General features: G+C 31.8%; 13 protein-coding genes, 1 tRNA gene and 2 rRNA genes (1 of these 16 only partly in view). All 16 read right to left on the bottom strand.

Annotated features, from left to right (window positions below):
* Window positions 1–79: 79 nt before the first annotated feature.
* A complete protein-coding gene (locus tag MTX53_RS11925) occupies window positions 80–865 on the bottom strand; it encodes a patatin-like phospholipase family protein (RefSeq protein WP_244833985.1) in 786 nt (261 codons plus the stop codon).
* Window positions 866–887: 22 nt separating this feature from the next.
* Window positions 888–2,210 carry a 6-phospho-alpha-glucosidase gene (locus MTX53_RS11930; protein WP_244833986.1) on the bottom strand — a complete coding sequence of 441 codons (1,323 nt, stop codon included), beginning with the start codon at window positions 2,208–2,210 and terminating at the stop codon, window positions 888–890.
* A gap of 1 nt (window position 2,211) precedes the next feature.
* Window positions 2,212–2,547: a PTS lactose/cellobiose transporter subunit IIA gene (locus tag MTX53_RS11935; protein ID WP_244833987.1), complete on the bottom strand. Its 336-nt coding sequence runs from the start codon at window positions 2,545–2,547 to the stop codon at window positions 2,212–2,214.
* 42 nt (window positions 2,548–2,589) lie between these two features.
* Window positions 2,590–3,867 (bottom strand): PTS transporter subunit EIIC, encoded by a 1,278-nt coding sequence (locus MTX53_RS11940; protein ID WP_244833988.1) that lies wholly within the window; start codon window positions 3,865–3,867, stop codon window positions 2,590–2,592.
* A 29-nt stretch (window positions 3,868–3,896) separates the two neighbouring features.
* Window positions 3,897–4,220: a PTS sugar transporter subunit IIB gene (locus tag MTX53_RS11945; protein ID WP_244833989.1), complete on the bottom strand. Its 324-nt coding sequence runs from the start codon at window positions 4,218–4,220 to the stop codon at window positions 3,897–3,899.
* Window positions 4,221–4,446: 226 nt separating this feature from the next.
* Window positions 4,447–7,089, bottom strand: a complete 2,643-nt coding sequence (locus MTX53_RS11950) for a sigma-54-dependent transcriptional regulator (protein ID WP_244833990.1) — start codon at window positions 7,087–7,089, stop codon at window positions 4,447–4,449.
* 267 nt (window positions 7,090–7,356) lie between these two features.
* On the bottom strand, window positions 7,357–8,862 hold the full coding sequence (locus tag MTX53_RS11955) for a sodium-dependent transporter (protein ID WP_244833991.1): 1,506 nt from the start codon (window positions 8,860–8,862) through the stop codon (window positions 7,357–7,359).
* A 270-nt stretch (window positions 8,863–9,132) separates the two neighbouring features.
* Window positions 9,133–10,371, bottom strand: coding sequence for a competence/damage-inducible protein A (locus MTX53_RS11960; RefSeq protein WP_244833992.1), 1,239 nt, complete (start codon window positions 10,369–10,371; stop codon window positions 9,133–9,135).
* 299 nt (window positions 10,372–10,670) lie between these two features.
* Complete coding sequence (locus MTX53_RS11965; protein WP_244833993.1) at window positions 10,671–11,624, bottom strand: ROK family protein; 954 nt, start codon at window positions 11,622–11,624, stop codon at window positions 10,671–10,673.
* A gap of 156 nt (window positions 11,625–11,780) precedes the next feature.
* On the bottom strand, window positions 11,781–12,020 hold the full coding sequence (locus tag MTX53_RS11970) for a hypothetical protein (RefSeq protein WP_244833994.1): 240 nt from the start codon (window positions 12,018–12,020) through the stop codon (window positions 11,781–11,783).
* 96 nt (window positions 12,021–12,116) lie between these two features.
* Window positions 12,117–12,560, bottom strand: coding sequence for a VanZ family protein (locus MTX53_RS11975; RefSeq protein ID WP_244833995.1), 444 nt, complete (start codon window positions 12,558–12,560; stop codon window positions 12,117–12,119).
* Between the two features lie 51 nt (window positions 12,561–12,611).
* A complete protein-coding gene (locus MTX53_RS11980) occupies window positions 12,612–13,055 on the bottom strand; it encodes a hypothetical protein (RefSeq protein ID WP_244833996.1) in 444 nt (147 codons plus the stop codon).
* 104 nt (window positions 13,056–13,159) lie between these two features.
* Window positions 13,160–13,312 (bottom strand): hypothetical protein, encoded by a 153-nt coding sequence (locus MTX53_RS11985; protein ID WP_244833997.1) that lies wholly within the window; start codon window positions 13,310–13,312, stop codon window positions 13,160–13,162.
* A 65-nt stretch (window positions 13,313–13,377) separates the two neighbouring features.
* Window positions 13,378–13,453 (bottom strand) — tRNA-Ala (locus tag MTX53_RS11990).
* A gap of 8 nt (window positions 13,454–13,461) precedes the next feature.
* Window positions 13,462–13,578: ribosomal RNA gene (gene rrf, locus MTX53_RS11995) — 5S ribosomal RNA — on the bottom strand.
* A 63-nt stretch (window positions 13,579–13,641) separates the two neighbouring features.
* Window positions 13,642–16,438, bottom strand: a 23S ribosomal RNA gene (locus MTX53_RS12000); it runs 112 nt beyond the window's last position.

The raw sequence follows: 16,438 nt of genomic DNA on the forward strand, positions 1-16,438 counted from the left end.
AACATGACTTTATGGTAGAGAATTCATAAAGTCATGTTTTCATATATTAATCACTAATAGGATTTTTGAGAGAGCTTTTTTATAATTTTTCTAAAGCTTTATCATAGCCTTCTTTAAATAAAGATTTTAAAAAATTCTTATTATAATTCATAGAATCACTGCTACTATAAAGACTGTCTCTATGAATTAAAATTATATCTTCAGGTCTATAAGTATCCTTTATAAATTTAGGTACTTTAAAAGAATTACTTACAGATATAAGATAGAGTTTGTCCACCTTATTTTCTACAAAAGGTTCCATAAATTCATTATTTAAAATTCCTCCATCAAGATTCATATTGTTAAACTTGCCTATTTGGAATTTTTTATTAAATTCATCCATTACTTCTGATGATTTAAAATCATCTGTAATTTCTGAGAATCTAATTTTTTCCCTTCCATCATTAATTACATATGGAAGAGATGAACTGTAATTTATACAATCTATTGCTTCTTCTTTTGTTAGTGTAGTAAGGTCTTTTCTTATTTCATTCATTTGTTTATCAGCAATATGTGTATAATTAACGTAAAATTTCTGAACATCTTTATTAATTCCATTTAAATCAGCAAGTCTTCTTATAAAATGGTTATTTGGGATTGTATTTTTAATATAGGATTTTTGGGTTTCATCAAAAAGGTCATCTTCTGTATATAAGTCTTTTAATTTATATAAATTATTTGTGTATATATAATAACCATTTACTGAACCTACCGATGTACCTGAAACAATATTGAATTTTATTCCTTTTTTTAATAGTGCATATAAAGCTCCTGCTTCAAATGCTCCTTTGGCACCTCCGCCCTGAAGATATAATCCAATTATCATTATTTATTCCTCCCTGGTTTTTCTATTTAAGTTCAGGGAAATACTTTTTATTCACTTCGATGTAATCATCTAAGATCTTTTTAGCAATTCCTACTGATGGTACTATAGGATTTAGTGTAAGTGCCATAAGTGCTTTTTCATAAGAGCCTTCTAAGGCTGCTTCTACTGTAAGTCTTTCATAAGCATTTACTGCTTCCATAAGTCCTTTTTGAAATAGTGGAACTTTTCCTATTGAAACTGGATGTGCTCCGTTAATATCAACGTAACATGGAAGCTCTACTATTGAATCATAATCAAAGTTTTCAATTGCACCTCTATTTGGTACATTTATTATATATCTTTCTCCAGTATTATTTGCTATTGCTGTTGCTACATCAACAATAAAATCGCCATGTGTATCTTCAGATAAAGAACATCCCTTTGCAGTTCCTTTCTTTACTACTTCACCACACTCTTTATAAACCTTCTTTTCTCTGTTTTCTATTACCATATCCGCTCTTGTATATTTAGGATCTTCATCTTCAACAATTTCATCTGGATATAGATAATATTGAAGATAAGTTAAAGGAATATATCCTCCATTTGGAAAATATTTTACTCCTTTTGGTATTCTGTTAAAGGTCTTTTTCCAATCATCATCTATAAATGATAAATTGCTAACATCAATTCCATCTTTCTTTAGTTTATCTGAAAGTTCTGGAAGATAATCTTTTCCATTTTTATCATAGATTGAAGTAAACCATCCTAAATGATTTAATCCAAAGTAATCAAATGTAAGTTCTTCTGATTTCTTTCCTAAGTTGTATGCTAAAATTTCTTCTTCTGCAACCGGCATATCACATATACATAAATTCTTAGCTTCTGGTACTGCTTTATGAACTGCAGCAGCAACTATTGCTGTAGGATTGCTGTAATTAATTATCCATGCATCTGGTGCATATTTTACAACATCTTTACTTATAGCTATCATTTGTGGTATTTCTCTCATTGCAAATGCGAATCCACCAGGTCCACATGTTTCCTGTCCTGGTACATTATATTTTAATGGGATTTTTTCATCGAGAGATCTTTGAGGAAGTCTTCCTGATCTTATTTGAGCAAATAGAAAATCCATTCCAACAAATGCTGTTTTTCTATCTGTAGTAAGAACAACTTCTATGTCAGGATATTTTTCTTTTATTAAAATCTCAACATAATCACCTATCTTATGAAGTCTGTCCTCTTCATTATCAAGTAATGTAATTCTCTTTATTGGGAGTCTTTTCATATTCACCAAAATACTGTTTACTATTCCTGGTGTATAAGCACTTCCTGAACCAATAATTGTAATACTGTATTTTTTCATATTAATCCTCTCCTTTGTTTTTTTTCATAATTGATATCATCTGTTTTATTAGATCCCTTGCAAGGATTGCATTCATAAAATGATCCTGTGCATGGGTAACTAAAACATTCATTTCTATTTTTTCTCCTGATGAAAATTTCTGCAAGAGGCTTGTATGCATATCATGTGCTTTAAGGATTTCATTACTAGCCTCCTGTATTAATTTATCAGCTTTATCAAAATCCTTATTTCCAGCAGCCTCTAACGCTAAAAGACTGTTACTCTTTGAATCACCTGCGTATGATATAATTTCAAATACTATTTGTTCCATATTGTTCTCTGTATTAGATACTGCCATAAATATTTCCTCCTATGTAATGAAAAATTTTAATTTTAATTATTATTTGTTATTTGCTAATTCTTTTTCTTTTGCTAATTCCTGTTTCTCCATTATCTTAAAGAATGGATAATATATAATAGCTGAAAGTGCACAAACTACAACTACTAATACTACTGATCTCCAATCCATGTTTGTTAAAAATCCGGCTACAATTGATGGTGTACACATTGGTGGATCAATAAATGGTCTAGTAAGCCATCCCCAGTAAAATGGAAGATATGCTACTAACGAACATATAGCTGGTCCAATTACAAATGGAATAAACATAACTGGATTTAAAACTAAAGGTACACCGAATGTAACAGGTTCATTTATATTAAATATTGCAGGAATAACTGATAATTTTCCTACTGATCTTAAGTGCTCTGATTTACTAAATAACATCCAGATTACTAAGCCTCCTGTTATACCAGAACCAGTAAGAAGTACGAAGTTTAAATAGAATCCATATGTGAATACATGATCCATTGGAAGTCCTGCCATTTTATTTGCAGCATTTGCAGCTAAATATGAAGTTGCAAGTGGTAAATATATTGGGCTTGTTACTGCCATACCATGAATTCCAAAGAACCATAATAACTGTGTTACTAATACTAATATTACAAGTGCAAATGGATTATCAAGACTGTTTATAGCTGGAGCTAATACTTTTAATATAAGCTGTGGTACATTAAGACCTGTTAAATGTTCAACTCCTACACCTATTCCAAAAAATAACATAACATTTACAAACATTGGTACTATACTCTGAAATACTCTTATTATTATAGGAGGTACTGTATCTGGCATTTTAAATGTTATATTGTTTTTCATCAAAACTCTTGTTATTTCAACTGTTGCAATTGCTATAATCATTGCAACAAATAAACCTTTTGAATCAAGATATGTAACATCAAGCTTTCCATCTACAAGTTTTCCACATAATACAAGCTGTACTATAATAGCTGTCATCATTCCTGATAGCGGCTCTAAGTTATGTGCCTTTGAAAGATTATATGAAATTGTAGCTGCTGCATATATTGAAAGTAATCCGAATGTAAAATTAAAAACAAGACTTAAAATTGCGACTGTATTTGCTGAAAATTGTACTCCAAAAATTGAAGGAACATTTGCAGCAAGAAGACTTACGCATCCAACTATAATTACTGACATTAAAGACATCATACCATTTTTTAACGCTTGAAGTTGTGTCTGGCTTTGAAGTTTATCTGCTAAAGGCATAAGCCATTTTTCAAGAACCCCTTGAAATTTCTCAAACTTAGACTGATTTTCACTCATATAAATCATTTCCCTTCTAAATAATTCATTTATTTATTATCTTCATACATTTTTATAGCTAATTTTAAGACATTATCGCCTCGCATCATACCATAATCAGCTATTGGAATTATCTTCATTGCAATATGTGAATCACTGCATAGCTTTCCAAATTCCTTTTCCTTAAATCTTATTTGAGGTCCTAGAAGAACAACATCATAATTTTTATAACTTTCTTTAAAATTATCTGCTGATATTGCTCTTATCTCCAAATTAGATTTGTCAATTGTGCTGTCACTTTCTGCAGCGGTTTTCATTTTATTAACCATAACCCCTGTAGATGCTCCCATTGCACAAACTAATAATATTTTCATATTATCCTCTCCTCTCATGTTTATCTTTATTATTTACTCTTCACTATTTATATAGCATTTTGTGTGCCAACTTTTTTCAATATTTTTGCATTTTCGTCAAACTTAGATTTTAAGCGGTTTCAGAAAACAATTACACTTTTTTTATTTTTACTGTATAAATTGTATAATTAATTTTGTCAAAAATTGCTTATATAAAAATAGTGTATAAAAAATTTATACACTATTTTTATATATCTTCTATTTCTAATATAATAATAATAATTGCACATATTTCATCGTCTGAAATATGAATATCGTATTTATCTTCAATAAATTTAAGTTCTTCTTTTATTACATTGTACTCATAAAAATACTTTTTACGAATCTTATCTTTATTTTTAAGTTTTCTGTCTCTCTTGCCACTTATAATCTGATCAATCATAAAACATAGATGAAGTACGCATCCTATAATAATATTTGGTTCTTGAGGAATATCAAGTTTTTTAGTTATATTATCTATAAACACTTTTAAATCACTTATAAGCTTATATGGTTCTAAATTAATAAGATGATTTTTAAGTGAATCAGACATTTCAATATAGAAATTTTCTATTCTCATTATGTTTTCTATCTTTTGAATCGCCGCTTTTGTAAATATATCATCCGTTTTTATAAATGGTATGCTATATATTTCTGGATTTGTCATGGCTATTATGGCAATTATATTTCTATGCTTTTCTAAATTATGTATAGTTTTAAAACATTCATCAACATTTTCACTATATATTGAAATAACTTCTGTTTTATAATTGTCCATATTAATATTTTTACACAAAGTAGCTTTTATATTAACATTACGTTCATCCTCAGAAAAATGCACAATAACAATAAGATTTCTATTTACATTTCTTTCTATATCTCCTATTATTCTTTTACCCAAATATGGATTAGTATCAACTACTGTATTATAAATTTCTTCAAGTGTCATTCCCATCTGAGCTTTCTGAGCAGCCTCAATAACCATAGGTGTACTTGACATTTCAATTGTCTTTATATTTAAGCCATTTATATTACGTTTAAGTTTTGAATCAAATGTAGTTAAAGATCCCATATCCACCATTAAAAGAATATTTTTTATATTTTCTTTTCTTATTAAGTCTTCAATTTCTTTGTATACTATATTGGGCTTTACATTTATATTCATATCAACAGCATCAACTATATCAGTCTTTAATATTCCATTCACAAAATTTTTCATGCTTTTTGCAGTACTTTCACCATGAAAGCATAATATAACTTTAACATTCTTACTTTTATAAAACTCATTACTGCTTACTATATTATCTTTTAAAAACAGTGCTATATATCCTATTTCATCAAGTGGAATCTGTATATTAAATTTATCCTCAATTATCTGAATAATTGCAACAGATACTTTAAATTCTTTAGGCATCTTTATTCTTATATCATTAAGTTGTGGATTCGTTATTTCTCTTCCTTGTTTTACTTTTTCAATAACATTCTTTATATGTACCGCAAATCCTAAAAGAACTCTATTTGAAAAACTTCTATCTAATTCGTTTTTAACTAATTCTGAAATTTTAACTACTACAGTAAAAATTTCCTCTCCAAAAAGTTCTTTTATATGTTTAATATTTATATCAGAATGAAATTTATCCATATACGTATCTATATCTTCTTCTATTACTGAAAGCTTATTCACATCTGATAAATTATATATTTCATTTTTCAAATTTCTATCATTGTATATATTTGTAATTGAGAGGTCTTTATTAAATCTTATGTAATCTATATTTTTTAATAAAGTATTTACCTGCTCATTATTTCCATTATTATATGTAAGTCCATTTTTTATATTATTGTTAAAATCATCAATTTTTAATTTAAATTTTGTATTAGTATTTTTTTTATACTGCAAAAAACTTTCCGCACATGCAGTTTTTATATCACTTTTAAGTTGTCCTATATTGTTACTGCATTTATAAATAAGAAGTGATTTCATTGTAGATTTATCAACATAAATAGACTCATTAATTGTTTTAGCTTCTTTAGATAAAAAACTATCCACAAGCTCTTTTCTTTCATATACAGTTCTTTCATTAAGAGATGGGAGTTTTATCATCATAGGAATTCTTCTTGTAAAAGTATCTAAAAGGGCAGATTTAGGATTTTCTGTAGTCGCAGCTATTATCCTCACCTTTACACTAATTTCACTTGTTGAACCAAGTTTTCTAAATGTCCCCTTATCTATAAAAGTAAAGAGCATTTCTTGTCCTTCTGGAGGAAGTCTATGAATTTCATCTAAAAATAAAATTCCACCATCAGTCTTTTTTAATAATCCTTCTTTTTCCTTCTCAGCTCCTGTATATGCTCCTTTTTCTACTCCAAAAAGTTCAGACATTAATAATTGTGGATTATTTGAATAATCTGCACAATTAAATGTTACAAACGGAGAATTCTCATTTAATTGTTTACATTCTAGAGCATATTTGTACATTAGATATGCAAACATACTCTTTCCTACTCCTGTAGGACCAGTTATTAAAGTATTTAATCCATCCGGTGGATATATGATTGCCGCTTTAGCCTGCTGAACTGCTCCTTTAAGACTTTTATCATAACCAATTATATTAAAAACATCAGTTTTTCTTTTATAAGATACATTATTATTTTCTAAAATAGGTTTAAATAGAACAGGACGTGAATTTATTTTCTCTAATTTTTTTTGTTTACATAATAAATTTAAATAGCTGCTTGCATTAGTTCTTTGCATCTGCATTTTGTCTGCTATTTTATCTGCTGTAATCCCATTTTCATTTTCCTTAAATAGCTCTTTTATCGTTTCGTAAACTGTATCAATTTTTTTCAATTCTATCCCCCTTTTCATCATTATTTCTAAATATACTTATACTTAATTATATCACTATTTACCACTTATTACTTATTTTATATTTTTTTATAAATAAATAAAAATCTGTCTAAATAGATATTTTAAATCCATTTAGACAGATTTTTTTAAAACATAAGTTATTTAGTTATTATTTATTTTTAACAGCTATAAATATAGTTGTTAATAATCCTCCATATAAAACGGATGATCCTGCTGCAAGACAGGCTACTGCTACTGTAGTCATAATCATTCCTCCTCATCTACAAATTCATTCAAATTTTTATTTTTCCATGGTAATCTAGTTATTATAATTGCTATTATAATTGCTGCTCCAACAACGCCCCATCCATAAATAAATGTAGCCGCAAATGAATAGCCACCATATGTACTATTAATTTCCTTTATTATACTAGATATAAGCATAAATCCTAAGATAAAAGGTGTTATATATTTTATTGTTAAGTTCCACCATTTTCCTATTTTAAAATAAGATACTGAATTAGTATGATTTCTTATTGTATCTGGTTTTAGTATCCATCCTACAAAAACAGCTTCAAGAAATCCTATTGTTATTATACCGTAATTATTAATAAAGTTATCAATTATATCTAAGAAATATAATCCAGCATTGGTTGCAAATGCTATACTAAGTATACTTCCTGTACCACATATCAAAGAAACAACTTTCTTTCTTGACCATCCTGATTTATCAATTATAGGAGATGATACAGCTTCTACTAAAGAAACTGTTGATGTAGTTCCTGCAAAGATAAGACATGCAAAGAATAAAGTTCCTAAAATATTTCCCCATGTTCCCATAATTGAAAATACTTTAGGGAAAACTATAAATGCGAGTCCAATTCCAGATGAAACAACTTCATCAACAGGAACGCCTTCACTTGTTGCCATAAAACCTAATATAGAAAAGACTCCTATCGCACATAAAAATTCAAAACCGCAATTAGCAAAACTTGTCATAAATGCACTATTATTTATATCGGATTTCTTAGGAAGATAACTAGAATAAGTCATCATTATTCCCATTCCTATACTAAGTGAAAAGAATACCTGCCCGTATGCAGCTACCCATACTGATGGGTCTCTCATTTTATCAAAATCCGGTGTAAATAATTTATTAAGTCCTGCAGATGCTCCATCTAAAGTAACTCCTCTTATAACTATTATAATCATTATAATTATAAGCATTGGAAGAAGAAGTTTGTTAATTTTTTCAATTCCTTTTTTTATCCCTCTATAACAGATAAAAAAGTTAATAGCCCATAATAAAAGTATACATATAAATATAGGCCATATTATTGTTGTAACTTCAAATGGTGAACTTGAAAGATGAAGAAAATCATTATAAAAATAATCATTAGGATTTTCTCCCCATCCTTTTGTAAAGCTTAATAAAAAGTATTTGATAGCCCAGCTTAAAATCATAGAATAATATACTAAGATTATAAATGCACTAACTGTAGGCCACCATCCCATCCATTCCCATTTTTTATTTGCTCTCGCAATTGCAAGTGGTGTTGAGCCTTTATACTTATGTCCCATTCCATATTCAAGTATTAAAAGTGGTATGGCAGCTGTAATAATTGCTACAAAGTACGGAATTAAAAAAGCTCCTCCTCCATTAGCATATACAAGGTACGGATATCTCCATATATTTCCAAGACCTACAGCGGATCCTACTGCTGCAAGAATAAAGCCTAATTTATTATTCCACTCTTCTCTCTTGTTTTCCATTAATATTCCTCCTTCAACTTTTTGATGTCACTATCAAATATAAAATAAAAATGCTAATAATTCAATATATTTTTAAAATAATTATCAGTTTAATAATTTAAAGGCATATTTTTTACACTTTATTATAAAATTAATGCGTATAAAAAAATGAAAGTGGGTAATACTTATTAATGAAGTAATAAACTTCATTGTTTAATCGCCTCTCCCCCATTTTTATTTATATAATAAAAGAGATGTCTTGAAATTAAAAATTTCAAGACATCTTAATTTCTATCTAATTTTTAAAAGTTCTCTTCTAAGCATATCAAGTCCTCTTGCTGTTGCTCTTAACCTTACTTTTGCTCTGTTTCCATTAAATACATGTTTTTCAACTATTGTTTTTCCTTTTACATATACACCTATATATACAAGTCCAACAGGTTTATCCTTAGTTCCTCCTCCTGGTCCTGCAATTCCAGTTGTAACAATACTTGTATCAGTACCTGCATTTTTAGCTATTCCTTCTGCCATTTCTGCTGCTGTTTCTTTGCTTACTTCAGTATATTTTTTCAAAGTTTCTTCTTTAACTCCAAGTCTCTTATGCTTAGCTTCATTTGTATATGTAACTGCACCCTCAAGAAATACTTTTGAAACACCTGGATAATTAATAAGTGCTGCTGCTATCATTCCACCTGTACATGATTCTGCTGTTGATATTGTAAGATTTTTATCTATAAGCATTTTTGCAACTACATTCTCAATTGGTTCATCTTCTGTTGTAAAAACATTTTCTTTAAACCTTAATTCAACTTCATTTTGCATTGGCTTTATAAGGTTTAATGCTTTTTCTTTATTTTCCGCCTTTGCTGTAATCCTTAATACAACCTCTGTATCTTTTGCATACGGTGCTATTGTAGGATTTGTTTGAGAATCCAATATGTCTTTTATTTGTGTAGCTACACTGCTCTCTCCAATTCCAGCAATCTTTATCATCTTTGATACAATAACAAAATCACTTTTTTTCTGAAGATATGGTACTACACTATTTTCAAACATAGGCTTCATTTCTTTTGGAGGTCCTGGAAGTATTATCATAACTTTATTATCTTTTTCTATTATAACTCCAGGAGCTGTTCCATTATCATTTTGAAGAACTATGCTTCCTTCTGGAACATATGCCTGCTTTAAATTATTATCAGGCATACTTCTATTACTAGATTCAAAATATTTTATTATCCTTTTTTCTGACTCTTCATTTTTAATTAAATTCATATTAAAATATTCAGCTGCAACTTCTTTTGTTATATCATCATTTGTAGGTCCAAGACCTCCTGTTGTTACAATTATATCGCTTCTTTTATATGCCTCATCAAACGCATATAAAATTCTTTTTTTGTTATCACCAACAACCTGTTGATAATACATATCTATTCCTAATGAAGCAAGATTAGCTGCTAAATACTGTGAGTTTAAATTAACTATATCTCCAAGAAGTATTTCAGTACCAACTGCTATAATTTCAGCTTTCATAAATTATCTGCACTTCCTTTTTAATTTTCTTTTTAACTTATTGTATTATATCTTTTTAAAAAAGTAAAACCCATTCATAAATGAATGGGCTAAACAGTTACATTTAATATTGCTACCCTCTAAAAAAGAGGATAGCTATATAAAAAATTTCTTCTTCTCAATCTAAGCTAAATAAAATTTAATCCAAAATGATTTAATTTAGATTGATTATATGTATGAGAAGAAAAAACTTATAACTAAGAAAACTCTTTTACATTAATATTATATTCAAAACTTTTCTTAGTATTCATATTAATTTTCTATTTATCTTGAGTTTCAAGTAAAGCTAATGCAACTGCTCCTATAACTCCTGCATCTTGACCTAATCCTGCAGGTACAATCTTTACAGATGAAGCCATTGATTTAAAGCATCTTTTATCAACTACTTTTCTAACAGTATCAAAAACTATATCTCCAGCTTTTGTTACTCCTCCACCCATTATTACAACTTCAGGATCAAAAATTGTTACTGCATTTGCAACTGCTATACCTAAATAATTTAATGCAGAACTTATTATATCTTTTGCTATAGTATCTCCTTTTTTAGCTTCTTCAAAAACTTCAGCAGAAGTTACTTTTTCATACTGTCTAAGAGAAGTTTCTGCTTTACTCTCTAAAGCTTCTTTTGCTCTCTTTGCAATAGCTGTTCCTGATGCTAATGCTTCAACACATCCTATATTTCCACAATTACATCTAGGTCCATTCTGTTCAATTGTCATATGACCTATTTCTAACGCATTAGAAGTATGTCCTCTGTAAATTTTTCCATTTAATATGGCTCCTCCGCCAACACCTGTACTAATTGTGAAGAAAATAACATCTTTAGAACCTTTTCCTGCTCCAAACATATATTCACCAATAGTAGCAACATTTGCATCATTATCTAAAAATACAGGTAAATTAAATTTCTTTTTTAATGGTTCAACTAAATTAAAGTCTTTAAATGGAAGATTTGGTGTATAAATTATTACGCCCTTCTCAGCATCTAAAGGTCCTGGTGAGCCTATTCCTATTGCTTTTATTTCACTTAAATCAGCTGAACTATCTTCTATAACGCTACTTACAGAATTTATTATTCTATTAAGTACAGGTATTTCACCTTCATCAGCTTTTGTAGGCACAGTAGTTTGACTCACTATTTCACCATTTAAATCCGATAAGGCAGTACTAATCTTCGTTCCACCTAAATCGATACCAATAACATATTTTTGCATCTTTTTCTCTCCCATCATTTAAATGAATTTATTATATCGTATACAATTCATATTTTATCTATTAATTAATTGTATTATATTTATATAATACATAAGTTTACTCTTTTTTTAAAGTGTTTAAGTAAAAAAAGATGCTATAAATATAGAAATATAATTCTAAGAATACATTCTTTTAGCAGTAATATAACAATTCCCACTACTATCATAAATTTTACTATTAACAATAAAATTACTTTTTATTAGCATTGAATCTATTATCATAATATTATTTTGACTATTACTGTGAACTTTAATAATAAAATTATCATCTGATTCAACTATATTTAAATAATCATAAATACTGCTATAATCTCCTAATTCTATTCTGCCATTTATGTCCATAATATAATCTGACATAGAGACACCATCCTTAATATTATTAAATCCTCTATAAATAGTATCCCTTTTTCTACAAAAATCTATCCCTTTTTTTAATGTATTTTATACAATAAATCATTTTTTTCGAAGTTTATTAAATATAAATACAATTATAGCTAGAGTAAAACCACCTAATGTATCAATACATATATCCCTTAATGCACCTTCTCTTCCTGGTACAAAAAGTTGATGAAATTCATCTAAGCATGCATAAACAAATACAATAATAATGCTATATACATATATCATTTTTTTAGTATTTAAAAAATTTTTTAATGTATTTATCACTAAAAATGCTAAAATCATATACTCAGTAAAATGTGCAATTTTTCTTAGTAAAAAATTAGCAAAATCAATTCTATCTTTATTAATATTAATACCCATACTATCCAATATAGACAGTACCCCATAACTTTGACTATCTGAAACTTCACCCGATTTTGCAGACATAAAAAAAATAAAAATCATCCACAAAATCAAAAGAGTTAGATAAATAAAAGCTTTCCTCCTATTTTTCATTGTTCCTCCATTTTAAATTATCAAAACATGATTTTCTTAAGTATATAAATTCTAATTTATTTCAGAAATATATTTATTTATATATGCAAGTGACTCCTCAACAAGTTGCTGACTTTTCTCAAAATTTTCAATTTTCATTTCAAGACTTGATAACTTCTCTTCTTGTCTTATAAGTATCTTTCGTACATCTTTTAAAAGCTTTGCTTCATAAGAAACTTGAATTCCATCATCATCAATAAATATTTTTTCAGGTGGTTCTCCACATTTTGTACATTTTTCATATATCTTATTTTTATCTTCATCATAAAAAACTTTAAATGTATCATTAGCACATTTTGAACAATTTGATAATATTCTATAATCATAATCCGTAAGATTATACTCATACTTTGATCCACATTCTTTACATACAATCTTTAACTTACTATCGTCTTCATGTATATAAAACTGATTTCCATTGCATCCATTTTTTTTGCACACAATAGTCTTAATCATTATTAATCACAACCCCTAACAATTGTATATTTTTTACATTTATTATACATCGCTAAAGTAAATTTGTACATAAAATAAAAACTAGTATTTTCTACATTTTATACTTATTTGTCAAATAATCCGCCACCATTGCCTTGTCTTGAACCTTGTCTTGAATGACCTATTACCTTCTTAGGTTTTAAATTGCCTTGAATATTTTTACCTTTTTTCTTCTTTTGTTCTATTATTTTTTTCATCATTTCTATATTTTTTTCCAAAATAACGACACCTCTTTTATTATATAATAAAAAAAGACTGTTGATTAAACAACAGTCTAACTAAATGGTGGAGATAAAGGGATTCGAACCCTTGACCCCCTGCGTGCAAGGCAGGTGCTCTCCCAACTGAGCTATACCCCCATAAACTAACCTGGCGACGTCTTACTCTTCCACACAGTCACCCATGCAGTACCATCAGCGCTATAGACCTTAACTGTCCTGTTCGGTATGGGAAGGAGTGTTACCTCTACGCCATCATCACCAGATATTTTTGAAAGATTTGTTCTTTCAAAATTGCATATAAATCATGTATTACAACTTTTTTTAATTTGGTCAAGCCCTCGACCTATTAGTATCAGTCAGCTAAATATATTACTATACTTACACCCCTGACCTATCAACCTTGTCGTCTTCAAGGGGTCTTACTAGCTTACGCTATGGGAAATCTTATCTTGAGGTGGGCTTCACACTTAGATGCTTTCAGTGTTTATCCCGTCCCGACTTAGCTACCCAGCTATGCTTCTGGCGAAACAACTGGTACACCATAGGTCAGTCCATCCCGGTCCTCTCGTACTAAGGACAGCTCCTCTCAAATTTCCTACGCCCGCGACGGATAGGGACCGAACTGTCTCACGACGTTCTGAACCCAGCTCGCGTGCCGCTTTAATGGGCGAACAGCCCAACCCTTGGGACCTACTTCAGCCCCAGGATGCGACGAGCCGACATCGAGGTGCCAAACCTCCCCGTCGATGTGAACTCTTGGGGGAGATCAGCCTGTTATCCCCGAGGTAGCTTTTATCCGTTGAGCGATGGCCCTCCCACGAGGTACCACCGGATCACTAAGCCCGACTTTCGTCCCTGCTCCACCTGTATGTGTCGCAGTCAGGCTCCCTTCTGCCTTTGCACTCTTCGAACGATTTCCGACCGTTCTGAGGGAACCTTTGGGCGCCTCCGTTACATTTTAGGAGGCGACCGCCCCAGTCAAACTGCCCACCTAACAATGTCCTGTCACCAGTTTCATGGCATCCAGTTAGAACTTCAGTACTGTCGGGGTGGTATCCCAACAACGACTCATTCAGATCTGGCGACCTGAATTCCCAGTCTCCCACCTATCCTGTACAGACAATACCGAAATTCAATGCTAAGCTACAGTAAAGCTCTACGGGGTCTTTCCGTCCAATCGCGGGTAACGAGCATCTTCACTCGTACTACAACTTCGCCGGATTTGCAGTTGAGACAGTGCACAAGTCATTACGCCATTCGTGCGGGTCAGAACTTACCTGACAAGGAATTTCGCTACCTTAGGACCGTTATAGTTACGGCCGCCGTTTACTGGGGCTTAAGTTCATACCTTCGCTTGCGCTAAGTATTCCCCTTAACCTTCCAGCACCGGGCAGGCGTCAGCCCCTATACATCAGCTTACGCTTTAGCAGAGACCTGTGTTTTTGTTAAACAGTTGCTTGTGCCTATTCTCTGCGACCTGCTCTCGCAGGCACCCCTTATTCCGAAGTTACGGGGTCAATTTGCCTAGTTCCTTAACTGCAATTCTTCCGTCGGCCTTAGGATTCTCTCCTCATCTACCTGTGTCGGTTTGCGGTACGGGCACTACTTCTCTCTCTAGATGCTTTTCTTGGAAGCATGGAATCAGATACTTCGGTTCACAAGGAACCTTCCCCATCACACCTCAGAATTATAGGAACGGATTTTCCTGTTCCTACTCCCTAAATGCTTAGACTAGCGTCCAATAGCTAGCACATCTTATCCTTCTCCGTCACACCCTCGATAATAACGATGGTAGTGGTATTGGAATATCAACCAATTGTCCATCACCTACGCCTTTCGGCCTCGGCTTAGGTCCCGACTAACCCTCAGAGGACAAACCTTCCTGAGGAAACCTTAGATATTCGGCCTGTAGGATTCTCGCCTACATCTCGCTACTAATGCCAACATTCTCACTCGTAATCAGTCCACCGCTCCTTACGGTACGACTTCAACCCAATTACGACGCTCCTCTACCGCTCATACTAAAGTATGAACCCGTAGCTTCGGTGGTAAGTTTGAGCCCCGGACATTTTCGGCGCAGGATCTCTTGACTAGTGAGCTATTACGCACTCTTTTAATGAGTGGCTGCTTCTAAGCCAACATCCTAGTTGTCTTAGAAATCCCACATCCTTTTCCACTTAACTTACACTTTGGGACCTTAGCTGACGATCTGGGCTGTTTCCCTTTTGACCATGGAACTTATCTTTCATAGTCTGACTGCCGGACTGATAGTATATGGCATTCGGAGTTTGATAAGGTTCGGTAAGCTCTATGCCCCCTAGCCTATTCAGTGCTCTACCTCCACTACTCACATTTTCCGACGCTAGCCCTAAAGCTATTTCGAGGAGAACCAGCTATATCCGAGTTCGATTGGAATTTCTCCGCTATCCACAGCTCATCCCATGCTTTTTCAACAGCAACGTGGTTCGGTCCTCCACAAGGTTTTACCCTCGCTTCAACCTGGCCATGGATAGGTCACCCGGTTTCGGGTCTACAGCATGCAACTAGTCGCCCTATTAAGACTTGGTTTCCCTTCGGCTCCGTACCTTAAGTACTTAACCTTGCTACATACCGTAACTCGTTGGCTCGTTCTACAAAAAGCACATCATCACACACATAAGGTGCTCTGATCGGTTGTAGGCACATGGTTTCAGATTCTATTTCACTCCCCTCCCGGGGTTCTTTTCACCTTTCCCTCACGGTACTTCTTCACTATCGGTCATCAGGTAGTATTTAGCCTTGGGAGGTGGTCCTCCCAGCTTCCCACAAGGTTTCACGTGTCTCGTGGTACTCTGGTGCAGAACTTGAAGAATATGATTTTTACTTACAGGACTTTTACCTTCTACGGTCTAACTTTCCAGCTAGTTCAGTTAATTATATGTCTTCGTTATGTTCTGTCCGCAACCCCGGAAATAAATTTCCGGTTTGGGCTCCTTCCATTTCGCTCGCCGCTACTTTGGAAATCGATTTTTCTTTCTCTTCCTCTAGGTACTTAGATGTTTCAGTTCCCTAGGTTTACCCTCATAAAGCTATTTATTCACTTTACAATACATGGGGTTTCCCATGTGAGTTTCCTCATTCGGA

Source organism: Clostridium sp. BJN0001, from assembly GCF_022869825.1.
Lineage (GTDB): Bacteria > Bacillota > Clostridia > Clostridiales > Clostridiaceae > Clostridium.